The organism is Variovorax sp. EL159 (assembly GCF_900100965.1).
Classification (GTDB): Bacteria; Pseudomonadota; Gammaproteobacteria; order Burkholderiales; family Burkholderiaceae_C; genus Variovorax.
On the sequence record NZ_FMUJ01000007.1, the window covers coordinates 297,854 to 314,403 of the forward strand.

Sequence of the window (16,550 nt, forward strand, 5' to 3'; positions counted from 1 at the left end):
AACCATGAAATACGTGATCGGCATCGACATCGGCACGCAGAGCACCAAGTGCCTGCTGGTCGGCATCGACGGCAAGGTGCATTCGCAACACAGCGTGGCCTACCAGCCCGAAACGCCGAAGCCGTTGTGGGCGCAACAAGATTGCGCGGTGTGGTTCGACGCGGTGTGCGAGAGCGTTCGCATCTGCGTCGCACAAAGCGGCGTCGCGCCTTCCGACATTGCAGCGATGTGCGTGAGCAGCCTCTACGGTGGCGCGGGCATCCCGGTGGATGCGGCCATGCAACCGCTGCACCCTTGCCTGATCTGGATGGACCGGCGCGCCACCGCCGAGGTCGCCTGGGTGAACGCAAACGTCGATGTGCCGCGCCTCGAAGCCATCACCGGCAACGGCGTCGACAGCTACCACGGCTTCACCAAGATCCTGTGGATTCGCGACCAGTTGCCCGAGGTGTGGGCCAGGACCGCGTACTTCCTGCCGCCCAACAGCTACATCAACTGGCGCCTGACCGGCGAGCTTGCGGTCGATCACAGTTCGGCCGGCAACATCGGCGGCGTGTACGACGCGGCGCGGCGCCGCTGGTCGAGCGAAGCGCTCGACATGCTCGGCATTCCGGCACGCATGATGCCGCCGCGCCTTGTCGAGTCGAGTGACATCGTGGGTGGCCTCAGTGCGGAATGGGCCGTGAAGCTCGGCCTTGCCGAAGGCATGCCGCTGATGGCGGGCGGCGTCGATGCGGCCGTGGCCACTTTCTGCGCGGGCGTCACCGGCAGCGGCGACCACGTGGCGATGATCGGCACCAGCATGTGCTGGGGCTTCGTGAGCCCGACGGTCGACGCGCGGCACAAGCTCATCACCATGCCCCATGTGTACCGCGGCGCCGACCGCAGCTATGTGTTCGGCGGTGCGATCACGGCGGGTGCGGCCATCACCTGGTTCAAGGACACCTTCTGCCAGGCCGAGATCGCCGAGGCCGCGCGCACCGGAGAAGATGCGCACGCGCTGATCGAGCGCAAGGCCGTCGACGTGCCGCCCGGCGCGGAAGGGCTGGTCTTCCTGCCCTACCTGATGGGCGAGCGCAGCCCGATCTGGGACGCGCAGGCCAAGGGTGCCTTCATCGGCCTGTCGCTCGCGCACAGCCGCGCGCATCTGTATCGCGCGGTGCTCGAAGGCGTGAGCTTCGCGCTGCAGCACAACATCGAGGCCGGCCGCCAAAGCGGGCAGCCGCTGGACGACCGACTCATCGTGGTCGGCGGCGCCGCGCATTCGGACCTGTGGATGCAGATCGTGGCGAACATCACCGGCTACCCGGTGTTCACCATCGAGGAAGAGGTCGAAGCGGCGCTGGGTGCGGCAATGCTTGCTGCGCTGGGCGCAGGGCTGGTCGATGCAGCAACGGCCGAGCGCGGCTGGGTCACGTTGGTGGAGCGAGCGCGGCCGGAGCCTTCGGCGCAGGCGGTGTATCGCGAGCGCTTCGAGATCTACAAGTCGCTTTACCCCGCGCTGCGGGATGCGATGCATCGGCTGAAATGAACTCCGTCCATTCGATTCGGGGCGCTGCCGTTCAGGGCGCGCTCACGCCGACGGCGTGCTCTGCTCCGCGAATGTCCCCCGGGGCTGCGCCCCTCCTCCTTTATTTCGCTGCGCAGAACACACCATCGACGTGATCGATGGACGCGGCCGTTGATCGGCCCGCACAACCGCAGCGCTCATGTGCGAATGGCATCGGGTGCTCCCCGCAGCGAAATAAAGGAGGAGCGAAGCGGGGGACATTCGCGGAGGGGAGTACCCGATGTCATTCGCACGCGCCCTGAACACAACACCCAGCAGACCCACTGACATGACCACCTCCTTCGACTTCCCCGGCAAGCGCGCACTCGTCACCGGTGCGAGCAGCGGCATCGGCCGCGCGGTAGCGGTGCGGCTCGCGCAATCGGGCGCGCAGGTCACCGCCATAGGACGCAACGCAGCCGCACTGAATGCGCTGCAGGCCGAAGCAGGCTGCATACCGCTGGTGCTCGACGTCGCCGACGCCCCCGCACTGGAACGCGCCCTCGCCGCATTGCCAGCCTTCGACCTCGTGGTGAACTGCGCCGGCATCGCCCTGCTCGAATCGGCCCTCGACCTGAAGGCCGAGAACTTCGACGCCGTGATGGCCGTCAACGCGCGCGCCGCCGCTCTGGTGGCCTCGCGCTGCGGCAAGGCCATGATCGCGGCCGGTGTGCGCGGCAGCATCGTCAACGTGTCGAGCCAGGCCGCGCTGGTCGCGCTCGACGCGCATCTTTGCTACTGCGCGTCGAAGGCCGCGATGGATGCGATCACGCGCTCGCTGTGCCTCGAATTCGGGCCGCACGGCATTCGCGTCAACAGTGTGAACCCGACCGTCACCCTCACGCCCATGGCCGAACAGGCCTGGGCCGATCCGGTCAAGAGCGCGGCGGCGATCCGTGGTATTCCGCTGGGCCGCTTCGCACAGGTGGAAGAAGTGGTCGCGCCCGTCCTGTTCCTGCTGAGCGACGGTGCGTCGATGGTGAGCGGCGTGGCGCTGCCGGTAGACGGCGGCTACACCATCGTCTGAAAGAAAAAGAAGGAAGAGAGAAGAAAGAAAAGCCGCTCAGGCGAAACGGCTGCCGCCCTGCGGCGCGTCGAGCAGCGCATCGAGGTTGCGCGTGATCTTCTGCTCGATCTGTTCGCTGAAGCTGCTGAACAGAAAGCCCAGCGTGGCATCGAGCGTGAAGGTGCTGGCCGTGACCTCGACCGTGCCGTCGATACCGGCGCGGGTGAACTGCGCGGTGTCGCGGTCCTTGCCTTCGGTGTAGGCGCACTCGAGGCCGAACTCCTGCTCGGCCTGTTGCACCCATTGGCGCGCGACTTCGCGTGCGCCGGCAATGCCCAGCGTGTGGTTGCGTTCGATATGGATGTCAGGCACCGTGATCTCCGTTTTTGTCGTTGTGGTCGCTGTGGGTTTGCAGGATACCGGTGGCCGCCTGCAGCGCGCTGCGGCGTTCTTCCTCGGTCGGCAATCTGGAAATGCGCCGGACCTCAGTGTAGAAGCGCGGCCAGTCATGGCCTTCGCGCTCGAAAAGTTTCTCGAAGCTGGGCACCAGGTCGTCGTAGGCGCCCTGCGCACCGAAGGCCGCGTTGTTGGCGCGCGCCACCCAGCCGTCGTAAGCGCCCTGGCGCGGACCGGGCCAGCCTTCGCGCAGCTTGGCGTAGCGCGCGCGAAAGTCCGCCATGGCGGCCTGCTTCATGACTTCCACCGCGGCCCAGTCCTTGGCCTTGGCTTGCGGCGATTCATAAACCTGCGTCAGCGCGCGGCGGGTGTTGAGCGCAAGCGCCCGGAAGTCCTGGCGTTGCGCGTCGAACTGGCTGTATTCGCGGCGGGCCGCCTCGCCGGCTTCGCGCTGCAGCCACATCGCGCCGCCGATGCGCTCGACCGCCGTGGCGTACGACTCGTTGAACACCGTGTCGCCCGCCACGTAGAGCACCTGATGCGCCAACTCGTGGAACACGATGCGCGCGAGCTCGCCCTCGGGGTAGCCGATGAAGGTGGACAGCAGCGGATCGCCGCCGGCCCAGTTCATCCAGCCCAGCGTGGAGTACGCGGGCACGGGGTACACCGCCACTTCCATGTCGAGCTTTTTCTGCGCCTCGGCTTCGGCCTTGGCCGCGGCCTCGTCGTAGTAGCCGCGATAGCCCACGCAACCTGCAACCGGGAAGCACCAGCTCTTGAGCGTGAGCGAATACGGCGGCGCGGCCACCACGTTCCACACGGCGGCGGCGCGGTGCAGGTCGGCGTACGACTTGTAGCTGGGGTTGTCGGGCAAGCCCAGCTCGGTCACCGCAAAACTGCGGATGCGCTGCGTGAGTTCGAGCTTGGCCTTGAGCTGCGCCGACACGGCCGGGTCGGCCAACCACTCGGGCACGGGCTTGGCGGCCCGCATGATGCCGATGTGGCCGCTGGCCGATTGCCAGTAGTAGCCGAGGTCGGCGCAGCCGGAGAGCGACAGCAGCGCCGCACCGGCCAGCGTCAAGGCGAACAGGGGCCTCATGCTTTTTCGACTTGCACCAGACAGTCGTAGAAGGTGGGTCCGCGGCCGATGTCGGTCAGGCGCTGGCTGGTGAGTTCGTTGACGTTGGTGCCGTCCACGCCGAGCTTGCGCCACCAGATGCCCATGCCATGCACCACGCCCTGCCGCGCACGGCGCGAGACCTCGGCGCGGCAACGGTGCTCGCCGCGCTTGTTGAACACGCGCACCATGGCGCCGTCCTCGATGCCGCGCGCGGCGGCGTCGGCCTCGTGGATTTCGAGCAGCGGCTCGACCTCGATGGCGCGCAGGCTCGTCACGTTGACGAAAGTCGAGTTGAGGAAGTTGCGCGCGGGCGGCGAGATCATCGCGAGCGGGAACTCGGTCGAGCTGCCGGCCGGCTCCCAGTTGGGCACGTGGTCGGGCAGGCCGTCCATGCCCATGGCCTGCAGGCGCCCGCTGAAGAATTCGCAGCGGCCCGAAGGCGTGGGGAACTTGCCTTCGGCAAAGGGCGCTTCGGGCAGCTTGACGCTGGTGAAGCCCTGCGCGAGCAACTGCGAAAAGTCGATGCTGTCTTCGGCAAAGGCGGTGCGGCACAGCGACTCGTCGCTTTCCGAGAAGCAGGGCTCGTCGAAACCCATGCGGCGCGCCAGCTCGCGGAACACCCAGGCGTTGCTGCGGGCCTCGCCGCGCGGCGCCACGGCCGGGCGGTTGAGCAACACGTCGGTATGGCCGTAGCTGCAGTGAATGTCCCAGTGCTCCAGCTGCGTGGTAGCGGGCAGCAGGTAGTCGGCGTAGTCGGCGGTGTCGGTGCGGAACTGCTCCAGCACCACGGTGAAGAGGTCTTCGCGCGCGAAGCCCGCTGCCACCTTGGCCGACTCGGGCGCCACGGCCACGGGGTTGCTGTTGTAGACCACGATGGCCTTCACCGGCTTGGCGGTGTCGAGCAGCGCGTCGCCGATGGTGCTCATGTTGATGGTGCGCGGCCGGCGGCCGGCCATCAGGTCGGGCCGCTGCAGCGCGGCACGATCGACCGGGTAGTGGCCCGAACTGCTCAGCAGCAGGCCGCCCGCGCGGTCGCGCCAGGCACCGACCAGCGCGGGCAGGCAGGCGATGGCGCGGGCTGCGTTGCCGCCGCCGCGCACGCGCTGCATGCCGTAGTTCAGGCGAATGGCCGCGGGCTTGGTGGTGCCGTAGGCCTTTGCCAGCGCCACGATCTGCTCTTCGGGTACGCCGCAGACTTGCGCCGCGCGCGAAGGCGGCCATTGAAGGGCGCGCTCGCGCAGTTGCTCCCAGCCCAGCGTGTGGCTGGCGATGTAGTCGTGGTCGAGCCAGTCGTGCACGATCAGCTCGTGCATCAGCGCCAGCGCGAGCGCGGCGTCGGTGCCGGGCAGCAGCGCGATGTGCTCGTCGCACTTGTCGGCGGTTTCGGTCTTGCGTGGGTCGATGCACACCAGCCGCGCGCCAGCGCGCTTGGCGGCCTGTGCATGGCGCCAGAAATGCAGGTTGCTGGCGATGGAGTTGCTGCCCCAGATGAGGATGAGCTTCGCCTCGGCGAAGAACTCGATCCGCATGCCGACCTTGGCACCCAGCGTGTAGACCATGGCCTCGCCACCGGCCATCGAGCAGATCGTGCGGTCCAGCAGCGTGGCGCCCAGCTTGTGGAAGAAGCGCCGGTCCATCGATTCGCCCTGCACCAGGCCCATGGTGCCCGCATAGCTGTAGGGGACAATTGCTTCAGGATCGCCCTGCAATGACCGAAGATGCGCGGCGATGTCGTCCAGAGCGGCATCCCACGACACCGGCTCGAACTGGCCACTGCCCTTGGGGCCGACGCGCTTGAGGGGCTGCACCAGCCGCTCGGCATGGTCGTTGCGTTCGATGTAGCGCGACACCTTGGTGCACAGCACGCCGCCCGTGTGCGAGTGGGCGGCATTGCCCTGCAACTTCACGGCGACGCCGTCCTTGACGGTGGTCACCAGCGCGCAGGTGTCCGGGCAGTCATGAGGGCAGGCCCCCAGCACGGTGGAGGTGACGGGCTGGGGTGCTTCTTCGAGCAAGGTATCCGGTGCGTGGGCCATCGGCCGAGTCTAATTTGTGCGCAAGCCAGAGCGCGGAGGGAGGTTTTCACGATGTTGAATCGCAGGCGTTTTTCCTTGACCGTCGGGGCAGCCGCCACGCTGGGCGGCTTCGGCATGGCACAGGCGCAGAGCGAGGCACCGCTGGTGCTGGGCCAGTCGGCGCCGTTCACCGGGCCGGCGGCGCAACTGGGCATCCAGTTCCACCAGGGCGCCAAGCTGTTCCTCGACCAGTACAACGCGCAGCCGGGCCAGCGCGATGTGGTCATCAAGAACCTGGACGACGGCTACGAGCCCGACCGCTGCGCCGCCAACACCCGCAAGCTGATCGAGGAAGACGTGTTCGCCCTGTTCGGCTACATCGGCACGCCGACCAGCCTGGCCGCGCTGCCCTTGGCGGTGAAGGACAAGGTGCCGTTCATCGCACCGTTCACCGGCGCGATGTCGCTGCGCGAGCCTTTTCACAAGAACGTGTTTCACCTGCGCGCGTCGTACAACGACGAAACGGCGCTGATGGTGAAGCACCTCACGCACCTGGGCCTGAAGAAGATCGCGGTCTTCTATCAGAACGACGCCTATGGCAAGGCCGGGCTCGACGGCGTGACGCTGGCGTTGTCGCAGCAGGAGCTGAAGCCGGTGGCGCTGGCCACGGTGGAGCGCAACTCGTCCGACGTGGCGCAGGCGGTGAAGACGCTGGTGGCGGCGCGGCCCGACGCAGTGGTCCAGGTTGGCGCCTACAAGGCGTGCGCGGCCTTCATCCGCGAGGCGCGCAAGGCGGGCTACGGCGGCAGCTTCATCAACCTGTCTTTTGTCGGCACGCAGGCGCTGGCCGATGAACTGGGCAAGGAGGCAGCGGGCGTGATGGTGACGCAGGTGGTGCCCTCGCCCTACAACCCGGCCAACGCGATCACGCGCGAATTCGCCGAGGCGGTGCGCAAGGCGGGCGGCGGTGCCAGCGCGAACTTCTCGAGCATGGAAGGCTATCTGGCCGCGAAGGTGCTGACGGAGGGGCTGCGCAAGGCACCGGGCAAGGCCACGCGAGATGGGCTGGTCGCGGGGCTGGAGAGCATCGACCGCCAGCAGTTCGGCGGCTTCGAGGTGTCGTTCTCGCCGAAGAACCATGTGGGCTCGAAGTTTGTCGAGCTGTCGATGCTGACGGGGGATGGGCGGGTCAGGACTTAGCGGTCAGCGTTGTTCGGGGCGTGTGCGCTGCGCTCGTACTGACGCAGGCCGGTCGGTCAGTTGTTCAACCAGCGAGCCCATCCACGGCCTGGAACATCGCCTGCCGCGCCTGGCTGACGATCTGCCCACGCCACGCGTCGGTGTCGGTGTAGAAGGCCTCGACCATCCGCGCACGAATGCCATCGGCCAGATCGGCCGGCGCTTCCGGGTGCTTGTGCAGCCAGTGGTCGGCGCGCAGCGCGCCCGTGACTTCGAGCATCGGCAACGTGCCGTATTCGAGCGCGATGCCGGTGTACTCGGCCTGCGGGCACTCTTCGTACATGGCGTCCCACATCAGCCCGCGCAGCAGCGCCGAGGTCGATGAGCCGTCGTAGATCGACGTGACCGGCGCCGCGGGCGTGCCCCACCAGGCGTTGGCACGCGCATAGGCCACGTTGTCGTCGCGGCAGGCAAAGATGCGTTCGCCCAGGCCGTTGGGGCCGAGCCCCGTGTGCAGGTCGATCCAGGCCACGCGGCGTGCGCGGCCCGCATGGCGACGCAGCACTTCGCGGATGGTCTTGTTGCTCCAGGTCGGCGCCTTGCCGCCGAAGAACAGGCCATCGTCGAACTGGTACTGGCCGCTGGTCACGGCCGCCTGGAAGGCGGTGGCGCCGTGCTTGTCGATCCACTTCGCAATCGCGGCCTGGTTGTCGGGCGTGGGCGGCCAGGTGTCGGGCAACAAGAGCGGGTGCAGCTTGGCGTAGGGCTCGTTCACCGGCACCGGCTTGGAGAAGTCGAGGAAATTGCGATTCAGGTCGACGTTCTCGTGCGTGACGCGCCGGCCGTACGAAAAACCATGCGGATTCAGCGCATGCACATACAGCACCGCCACGCCCTGCGCCTTGGCCTTCTCGCGCCATTCGGCATCGTGCAGCGCGAACACCTGCACGCCGCTGCCGCAATGGCCTTCGACGCCATGGCAGGCGCTGGTGACGATCAGCAGGTGCTCGGCATCTGCATTGCCGTCGAGCGCCACGTCCATCGACAGCTCTTCGCCGTCGCGGCCCTTCAGTGGGTGCGCATGCGGTTCGACCGTGAGGCCGGCGCTCACGCAGCCCTGCAGGAATTTCTGGCGTGCCTGCGCGTAGCGCGGCGAAAAGGCTTCGGCTATTCCGATCATGTGACGCTCGACCTCCGGTTGAATCAGGCGATCAGGCAGCAGCGCCGCCGGGCTTGAGAAACTGCTCGGCGATCTGCACCCAGCAGGTGGCGCCGAGCGGGATCAGGTCGTCGTTGAAGTCGTAGCTCGCGTTGTGCAGCGTGCACGGGCCTTCGCCGTGGTGCACGTCGCGATGCGCGCCGTCGCCGTTGCCGATGAAGGCATAGGCACCGGGCTTGGCCTGCAGCATGAAGGCGAAGTCTTCCGAGGTCATGGCGGCCTCTTGCTTCAACACGTTCTCGGGGCCGACGATGCCGCCCATCACGCGGCGCGCAAAGTCGGCTTCGGCCTCGGTGTTGATGGTCGGCGGGTAGTAGCGCTCGAAGCGGAACTCGCAGGTGGCGTCGTGCGCCGCGCAGATGTGTTCGCTGATCTGTTTCATGCGCGCCTCGATCATGTCGAGCACTTCGATCGAGAAGGTGCGCACGGTGCCCGACAGCTCGCAGTTGTCGGGAATCACGTTGTTGGTTTCGCCCGCGTGGATGGTGGTGACCGAGATCACGGCCGAGTCGGTCGGCTTCATCTTGCGCGTAAGGATGGTCTGGAAGGCCTGCACGATCTCGCAGGCGATCGGCACCGGGTCGACGCCCGTCTGCGGCAGCGCGGCATGGCCGCCCTTGCCGATCACATTGAGATAGAACTTGTTGCCCGACGCCATCACCGGCCCGGGGCTCACGGCGAACTGGCCGGCGGCCATGCCGGGCCAGTTGTGCATGCCGAACACGGCGTCCATGGGGAACTGCTCGAACAGCCCTTCCTTGATCATCTCGCGGGCACCGCCGCCGCCCTCTTCAGCCGGCTGGAAGATCAGGTAGACGGTGCCGTCGAAGTTGCGGTTCTTCGCGAGGTGCTGCGCGGCCGCCAGCAGCATCGCCGTGTGGCCGTCGTGGCCGCAGGCGTGCATCTTGCCGTGGTGCTTGCTGGCATGCGCGAAGGTGTTGAGCTCGGTGACGGGCAGCGCGTCCATGTCGGCGCGCAGGCCGACGGCGCGGTTGCTGGTGCCGTTCTTGACGATGCCGACCACGCCCGTGGTGCCAAGCCCCCGGTGGATGGGAATGCCCCATTCGGTGAGCTTGCCTGCCACCACGTCGGCGGTGCGGACTTCTTCGAAGCAGAGTTCGGGATGAGCGTGGAGGTCACGTCGGACGGCGGCAATGCCGGCCGCCTGCGTGACGAGGGAATCAATGAGTTTCATGGCGTGGTCTCAAAACGCCAGTCTATCCACTCCGGCATTTCAGGACACGGCGGAAAACACGCAGTCGGCGTGTCAGTGGCCCGCGGTCCAGAAGCCGCGATGCGGCGCTGCGGCCTCGTCTTCGAGCAGCGGACCCACCACTTCGACGCGCCGCTGGCCGCGCACGAACACCTCGCGGCACGGCAACGAGAAGGTCGGGTTTTCCGGATGGTCGCCGGTCAGGCCGAGCAGCGCGTGTTCCGAAAGCGCATAGACCACGCGGCCGATGTTGGTCCAGTAGATGGCGCCGGCGCACATGCAGCAGGGCTCGGCGCTGGTGAACAGCGTGCAGCGTGCCAGCTGCTCCGGCGTGAGCCGGCGCGCCGCCTGCGCGGCCGCCACCAGTTCGGCGTGCTGCGTGGGGTCGCCTTCGGGCGGCATCGAGTTGTTGCCGGCCGTCACGACGACTTCGCCGTGCTCGTCGGCCACCAGCGCGGCAAAGGGATGCCGGCCGCGGGCCTTCGATTCTTCGGACAGCGCGATGGTCATGCGCAGCAGTTCGAGGTCGCGCGCGGACAGGTTGGCGGGCGTGGCGTTGTGCGGGCTGTGGTTCATGTCGGTAGAGCTTCGTCAGGAGAAAAAAGTTTGTTTGGATCAACGCGCCACGGCAACGGGCGCTTCTTCGGTCACCGTCGCGGCGCCCCGGTTCAGCAGCAGATTGAGCAGCACCGCCGTGATCGCCCCCAGGAAGATGCCGCTTTCAAGCACCAGCTTGAGCGGCCCGCTGGCATGCGCGAACAGTGCGGGGAACGACATCGGCAGCACGCCCACGCTCACCGACACCGCCACGATGATCGCGTTGCGCGTGCCCTCGAACCTGACGCGCGAAAGCTCCTGGATGCCCGCCACCGTCGTCATGCCGAACATCACGATCGCACAGCCGCCGAGCACCGGCCGCGGCACCGACGCGATCAACGCGCCGAGCTTGGGAAACAGCCCCATCAACACCATGATCGCGCCCGCCGAGGCCACCACGTAGCGGCTCTTGATGCCCGACAGCGCGATGAGCCCGGTGTTCTGCGTGAAGGCGTTGTACGGAAAGCTGTTGAAGACGCCGCCGATCATGGTCGAGAGGCCGTCCGCGCGAAAGGCGTTGCCCAGCGTCGACTGGGTCGACGGGCGGCCGACGATCTGGCCGATGGCCAGGCAGTTGCCGGTGGTCTCGGCCATGATGACCAGCATTGCGAGCGTCATGATCAGGATCGGGGCCAGCCCGAACGCGGGCAGGCCGAATGCGAAAGGCGCGCTCACCTCGAACCACGCCGCATGGCCCACCTGCACGAAGTCGGTGAGCCCGAACGCCGCTGCAATCGCCGTGCCCGCCACCAGCCCCAGCAGCACCGCCAGGTTGCCGACGAAACCGCTGAAGCGGGCATACACGAACAGCGTGATGGCGATGGTGACGAGGCCGAGCAGCAGGTTCGGCACGCTGCCGAAATCGGCCGCATCGGGGTTGCCGCCGCCCAGCCAGATGGCGGCGGCCGGCATCAGCGAGATGCCGATCACGGTGATGAGGCTGCCGATCACCACCGGCGGAAAAAAGCGCAGCAGCCGGCTGATGGCCGGTGCCAGCAACACCGTGATCGCGCCACCGGCGATGACGGCGCCGAACACGTAGGGCAGCCCGTATTCCTTGCCGATCATGATCATCGGTGCCAGCGCGATGAACGAGCAGGCCTGCACCAGCGGCAGCCGCGCGCCGAACTTCCAGAAGCCCAGGGTCTGGATCAGCGTGGCGATGCCCGAGGTCAGCAGGTTGGCGTTGATCAGCGTCACGACCTGCGCCTGCGTGAGCCCGAGCGCGCTGCCCAGGATCAGCGGCACCGCCACCGCGCCCGCATAGAGCACCAGCACGTGCTGCAGGCCATAGGTCGCCATCTGCCGCGAGGGCAGCACTTCGTCCACGGGGTGGACACCGGAAGAAAGCGTCATCGAAAGTCTCCGCGTTGTGGGTTCTCGTCTTTTTGCCGGTCCGGCTTCTGTGGCCAGACGGGCGGATGATCGATGGCCTCCATCGGGAGTCAAAGTTAGTATTCATCGTTTTTTTCGATGGAAGAAGGACGCCGTGCGCTATTCGCTGGAGCAGCTCGAAACCTTTGCCGCCGTGGCGCGGGCCGGTTCTTTTTCAGCGGCGGCGCGCCAGCTGGGCAAGACCCAGTCGACGGTGAGCGCGGCCATCGGCAACCTCGAAGTCGACCTGGGCGTGGCCCTGTTCGACCGCGCGACCAAGATCCCCACGCTCACCGAGGCGGGCCACCGCATGCTGCGCGAGGCGCATGGCGTGCTCGATCGCTGCCTGGCGCTGGAAGGCCATGCGCAGAGCCTGTCGGAGTCGGTCGAGTCGGGCCTCACGTTGGCCATCGAGATTCCCTACAACGTGCTGATGCCGGCGTTCGCGGCCTTTGCCGAGCAGTTCCCGTATGTCGATCTGGAAGTGCGGCACCCGCTGCACGGCGATGTCAGCGCGCTGGTGAAGCAAGGCGAGGCGCAGATCGGCATCGGGTTCGCGCAGCCGGGCTACGCGCACGAACTCGACTTCGTGCAGATGGGCAAGCTGGTGATGGCGCATGTGGCAGCGCGCGGGCATCCGCTGGCGGCCATGCCCACGGTGAACTTCACCGACCTGCACCGGCATCGCCGGCTCGCCTTCAGCGCGCACAGCGAGCGGCTGCCCACCACCGAGTACCTGGGCGCCACGCGATGCTGGCGCGCCGAGAGCTACCTGGCGCTGCTGGAGATGACGCGCGCCGGCCTGGGCTGGGCCACCTTGCCCAGGCGGCTGGTGCAGCGCGAGCTGGCCGACGGCGAGCTGGTCGAGCTACAGCTGGGCGCTTACCCGCACACCGACTGGCTGCTGGGCGTCGACCTGCTCTGGAACAAGGCGCGCCCGCTGGGCAAGGCGGGCACCTGGCTGCGCGCCGAGCTGGCGCGCTTCAAGGTATCGGAGACCGACAGCGCCGGCCATCCGACCACCTTCTGAAAGCCGCCGGACCTTAACGGCCGATGCTCTTCAGGTAGTCCGCACGCGCGGCGAGCGCGGTGTCGGTGAAGTCGGTGAACACGCCATCCACGCCGAGCTTGTAGTACGCCCCGTACTCGTTCTTGCCGTCCTTGTTGTAGTCGGACGCGAGGCGGCGCGACTCGTTGCGGAAGGTGAAGGGGTGCACGAACAGGCCCGCCTTGTGCGCGTCGGCGATCAGCGTGGTCGGGGCCATCGAGGTGGCGTCGGCGTCGTCGATCTTGCCGTCCTTGTTCACGTCGACCGGCTTGCCGTCGGCGCCGATGGTGCCCTTGACGCTGACGATGTAGCGCTTCCACGGGCCGATGCCGTCGGCATAGGTCTTGATCTCGGCCAGGCCCGCGGGCGTGACCATGGCGTCGAAGTTGCGCTTGTCGCCGGCCTTGGTCCAGTCGTAGGGGCGGTCGCTGGGCACGGCAAAGGTCACGGCGCCGGTCTTCAGGTCGACGCTGTCGCCGTCGATCAGCTGGATGATCCTGGTGTTCAGGCCTTTGCTCTTCATGTACTTCAGGCTGCCGGGCTCGAAGGACTGCACGTAGATCGGCGCGGTCTTGTTGTTCCAGCCGGCAGCGACGATGGCGGCGACCATTTTGTCTTCCAGCGGCAGGCCGAGTTCGCGGAAGTAGGTCGGGTTCTTGGACTCGGGGTAGATCGCGATGGTGCGGCCGGTCGCCTTCGTCTTGGCCTTGGCGAAATCGATGATCTCCTGGAAGGTCACGACCTTGTACTTGCCGTTGAATTCCTGCGGCCGCTCGGCGTCGGTGGAAATGGCGCCCAACGTCTTGATCTCGGCCAGCGTGAAGTCGTTGCTGAACCAGCCGGTCTGGGTTTCGCCGTCGACCTTGATGGTCTTCCTGCGCGAGGCGAAGCGGGGGTGCTTGGCCACGTCGGTGCTGATGGCGAGGTTGGGGTCGTGGCGGGCAATGAGCACGCCGTCCTTGGTGGAGACGAGGTCCATCTCGATCACGTCGGCGCCCAGTTCGATGGCGCGCGAATAGGCTTCGAGCGTTTCTTCCGGCAGGTAGCCCGATGCACCCCGGTGGGCAATGACCAGCGGCGGATTGCCGTCGAGCGTCAGCAGCTTGTTGGTGGGGCCGGTGGTGCTGCAGGCCGCGATGCACAGGGCGGCGGTCGCGGTCAGGGCGATCTGAAGGGTACGCATGGTCTTTGCTTCTCCGTCCAAAAAAAGCAGGGTACCCGCTTCGCGTGACGGCTTCGATGACGGCCGGCGCAGGGCGCCGACTTCCGGGAGAATGTGTTGCATGCTCCACACGCTTTCCCCCCAAAGCCTCCTGCTGGCCCAGACCCTGGTGCGCATGAACACCATCAGCGCCAACAGCAACCTCGAACTGATCGACTTTGCGCAGAGCCACCTCGCGGCCCTGGGCGTCAAGAGCCGCATCACCTACAACGCCGAACGCACCAAGGCGAACCTGTTCGCCACGCTGGGCGAAGGCAAGCCGGCCGGCGTGATCGTCTCGGGCCACACCGACACGGTGCCCTGGGACGGGCAGGACTGGAGCGTCGATCCGCTCTCGGCCATCGTGCAGAACGAGCGCCTGTACGGCCGCGGCTCGGCCGACATGAAGAGCTTCATTGCCATCGCGTTGGCCAATGCCCATCGCTTCCTTGAAAGCGACTCGCCCTTTGCGGTGCACTTCGCCTTCAGCTACGAAGAAGAGATCGGCTGCTTCGGCGTGAAGGAACTCATCGCCGACATGCGCGACGCCGGCATCAAGCCACTGGCCTGCATCGTGGGCGAACCCACCAGCATGGTGCCCGCCATCGCGCACAAGGGCGTGTACCGCTACAAGTGCTGCGTGCGCGGCAAGGAAGCGCATTCGTCGCTCACGCCCAAGTCGGTCAACGCCATCGAGATGGCGGCCCGCGTGATCGGCAAGGTGCGCGACATGGCGGAAGACTTCGAGCGCAACGAGCCGCGCTACGAGGGCTTCGACGTGCCCTTCAGCACCGCGAGCGTGGGCCAGTTCCACGGTGGCATCGCCGACAACGTGGTGCCGCGCGACGCCGAGTTCCGCTATGAATTCCGCGACCTGCCCACGGCCGACGCCCGACGCATGCAGGCCGACGTGGTGGCCTACGCGGGCAGCATCGAGCCGGCGATGAAGAAGGTGGCGCCCGATGCGGGCTTCAAGTTCGAGACCATCTGCGAGATCCCGAGCTTTCTGGGCGCAGCCAACGACCCGATCACGCTGCTCGCGCAACGCCTGGCGGGCGAAGACCGCACCACGCTGGTGGCCTTCGGCACCGAAGCGGGCCTGTTCAAGAACGCCGGCATCCCCACGGTGGTGTGCGGCCCCGGCAGCATCGAGCAGGCGCACCAGCCCGACGAGTTCGTGAGCCTGGAACAACTCGCGCGCTGCGAGCTGTTCATGGAGCGCCTCGCGACCTCCCCTGCCATTGGCTGAAGCCGAGGGCAGCGACGCGCTGCGTCGCATGAAGCGCGTCGCGCTCGGCCTGCTGTGCGCGGCGGCGTTGTTGTATGCGGCGGCGAGCGCGCTGCATGCGCAACATCCGGCCTGGGGCTATGTGGCGGCCTTCGCGGAGGCCGCCATGGTCGGCGCCATTGCCGACTGGTTCGCGGTGGTGGCGCTGTTCCGCCGGCCGCTGGGCCTGCCGATTCCGCACACCGCGATCATTCCGAGCAACAAGGACCGCATCGGCGCCAAGCTCGCAGGCTTCATCTGCAACAACTTCCTGAGCACCGCACAGGTGCTCGCCAAGCTGCGCCAGTTCGATGCGGCCGGCCGCATTGCCGACTGGCTGGCACGCCCCGCGAGCGGCCAGAAGCTCGGCGAATGGGGCGTGGCCGCCACGCGCTACGGGCTCTCGGCCTTCGACGACGAACGCGTGCGCGACTTCATGGGCCGCGCCGCCGCGGCAGGCCTCGCAAAAATCGACCTGTCGCGGCTGACCGGCCAAGCACTCGACGCGCTCACGGCGGGCGGGCGTCACCAGGCGCTGCTCGACGACGTGCTGCAGCAGGTGGCCGGGCTGCTCGACGGCGAGGAGGTGCAGGCGCACATCACCGAGGCGATTGCGCGCGAGATCAAGACGCTGCGCTACGTGGGCCTCGACCAGGTGGCGGCCAAGCTGGCCACGCGCAAGATCGTGGCGGCGGTGGCGCGCACCATCGGCGAACTCGCGGCCGAGCCCGACCATCCGATGCGCAGGCGTTTCGACCACTTCGTCGACGACTTCGTGGTGCGCCTGAAGCTCGACCCCGAATTCCAGCAGCGCGGCGAGCAGATCCGCGCCGAGCTGATCGCGCACCCGGCCCTGGGCGACTACCTGCACGGGCTCTGGGGCGAGCTGCTGGCGTGGCTGCACGACGACCTGGGCCGTGGCGATTCGACGATCCGCCAGCGCATCGCGTCGATGGCCGGCGCGCTCGGCACGCGGCTGCAGGCCGACGAGCCGATCCGCCGCTGGATCAACGAGCAGATCGAGGCCGCCGCGCCGCTGGCCATCGAGCGCTACCGCGAGGACATCCGCCACTACATCGAGGAGCGCGTGGGCGAGTGGAACGCCGAGGAGATGACGCTCGAACTCGAACGCAACATCGGGCGCGACCTGCAGTTCATCCGTATCAACGGCACGCTGGTGGGCGGGCTGGTGGGGCTGCTGATCCACACCGTGACGCAACTGCTGCGCGGCTGAGCCAATAAGAGAAAGCTCAAGAGCATCTGAAGGCTGCGGGTAATCCACAGCGAACGAAAGTGCGCATCCTGTCCCGGGAGCGACCCCGCGGACACATCCGCCTCCTAGACTGCTCCGCGCAATCAAAAGAGG

At 67.2% G+C, this 16,550-nt stretch carries 14 protein-coding genes; 6 read left to right on the top strand and 8 right to left on the bottom strand.

Going from position 1 to position 16,550, the window contains the following annotated elements:
• The first annotated feature begins 4 nt into the window (after positions 1–4).
• On the top strand, positions 5–1,531 hold the full coding sequence (locus tag BLQ28_RS27160) for an FGGY-family carbohydrate kinase (protein WP_093246425.1): 1,527 nt from the start codon (positions 5–7) through the stop codon (positions 1,529–1,531).
• Between the two features lie 307 nt (positions 1,532–1,838).
• A complete protein-coding gene (locus BLQ28_RS27165) occupies positions 1,839–2,576 on the top strand; it encodes an SDR family oxidoreductase (protein WP_093246426.1) in 738 nt (245 codons plus the stop codon).
• 36 nt (positions 2,577–2,612) lie between these two features.
• Here BLQ28_RS27165 and BLQ28_RS27170 read toward each other — a convergent pair whose 3' ends face one another.
• Genes BLQ28_RS27170 through BLQ28_RS27180 form a run of 3 tightly spaced genes read right to left on the bottom strand, consistent with a single transcriptional unit; the run spans position 2,613 to position 6,107 of the window.
• Positions 2,613–2,927, bottom strand: a complete 315-nt coding sequence (locus tag BLQ28_RS27170) for a polyhydroxyalkanoic acid system family protein (RefSeq protein ID WP_093246427.1) — start codon at positions 2,925–2,927, stop codon at positions 2,613–2,615.
• Positions 2,920–4,050 carry an aminopeptidase gene (locus BLQ28_RS27175; protein WP_093246428.1) on the bottom strand — a complete coding sequence of 377 codons (1,131 nt, stop codon included), beginning with the start codon at positions 4,048–4,050 and terminating at the stop codon, positions 2,920–2,922. Before BLQ28_RS27175 ends, BLQ28_RS27170 begins: the two co-directional genes overlap by 8 nt.
• Positions 4,047–6,107: a molybdopterin-containing oxidoreductase family protein gene (locus tag BLQ28_RS27180; RefSeq protein WP_093246429.1), complete on the bottom strand. Its 2,061-nt coding sequence runs from the start codon at positions 6,105–6,107 to the stop codon at positions 4,047–4,049. Before BLQ28_RS27180 ends, BLQ28_RS27175 begins: the two co-directional genes overlap by 4 nt.
• A 51-nt stretch (positions 6,108–6,158) precedes the next feature.
• On the opposite strand from BLQ28_RS27180, the gene BLQ28_RS27185 reads away from it, so the two are divergent.
• Entirely contained in the window at positions 6,159–7,286 is a 1,128-nt protein-coding gene (locus tag BLQ28_RS27185) for an ABC transporter substrate-binding protein (protein ID WP_093246430.1), read from the top strand.
• A 64-nt stretch (positions 7,287–7,350) separates the two neighbouring features.
• Here the strand turns inward: BLQ28_RS27185 and BLQ28_RS27190 are convergent, their stop codons facing one another.
• The 4 genes from BLQ28_RS27190 to BLQ28_RS27205 all read right to left on the bottom strand — a co-directional run bounded on the left by BLQ28_RS27190 (position 7,351) and on the right by BLQ28_RS27205 (position 11,650).
• Positions 7,351–8,445, bottom strand: coding sequence for a M14 family metallopeptidase (locus tag BLQ28_RS27190; protein ID WP_093246431.1), 1,095 nt, complete (start codon positions 8,443–8,445; stop codon positions 7,351–7,353).
• 31 nt (positions 8,446–8,476) lie between these two features.
• A complete protein-coding gene (locus BLQ28_RS27195) occupies positions 8,477–9,679 on the bottom strand; it encodes a M20 aminoacylase family protein (RefSeq protein WP_093246432.1) in 1,203 nt (400 codons plus the stop codon).
• Between the two features lie 72 nt (positions 9,680–9,751).
• The gene (locus BLQ28_RS27200) at positions 9,752–10,273 is read right to left on the bottom strand and encodes a nucleoside deaminase (protein WP_093246433.1); all 522 of its coding nucleotides are present in this window, start codon (positions 10,271–10,273) and stop codon (positions 9,752–9,754) included.
• A 39-nt stretch (positions 10,274–10,312) separates the two neighbouring features.
• A complete protein-coding gene (locus tag BLQ28_RS27205; RefSeq protein WP_093246434.1) occupies positions 10,313–11,650 on the bottom strand; it encodes a nucleobase:cation symporter-2 family protein in 1,338 nt (445 codons plus the stop codon).
• Positions 11,651–11,783: 133 nt separating this feature from the next.
• Here BLQ28_RS27205 and BLQ28_RS27210 point away from each other — a divergent pair, with 133 nt between their 5' ends.
• Positions 11,784–12,698, top strand: coding sequence for a LysR family transcriptional regulator (locus BLQ28_RS27210; RefSeq protein WP_093246435.1), 915 nt, complete (start codon positions 11,784–11,786; stop codon positions 12,696–12,698).
• A gap of 13 nt (positions 12,699–12,711) precedes the next feature.
• Here the strand turns inward: BLQ28_RS27210 and BLQ28_RS27215 are convergent, their stop codons facing one another.
• Entirely contained in the window at positions 12,712–13,899 is a 1,188-nt protein-coding gene (locus BLQ28_RS27215; protein WP_093246436.1) for a glycerophosphodiester phosphodiesterase, read from the bottom strand.
• 100 nt (positions 13,900–13,999) lie between these two features.
• Between BLQ28_RS27215 and argE the strand changes: the two genes are divergently transcribed.
• Both argE and BLQ28_RS27225 read left to right on the top strand, forming a co-directional pair.
• The gene (argE, locus tag BLQ28_RS27220) at positions 14,000–15,166 is read left to right on the top strand and encodes an acetylornithine deacetylase (RefSeq protein ID WP_093246437.1); all 1,167 of its coding nucleotides are present in this window, start codon (positions 14,000–14,002) and stop codon (positions 15,164–15,166) included.
• A complete protein-coding gene (locus tag BLQ28_RS27225; protein WP_256327478.1) occupies positions 15,159–16,418 on the top strand; it encodes a DUF445 domain-containing protein in 1,260 nt (419 codons plus the stop codon). The genes argE and BLQ28_RS27225 overlap by 8 nt, the downstream gene beginning before the upstream one ends.
• The last annotated feature ends 132 nt before the right edge of the window (positions 16,419–16,550 follow it).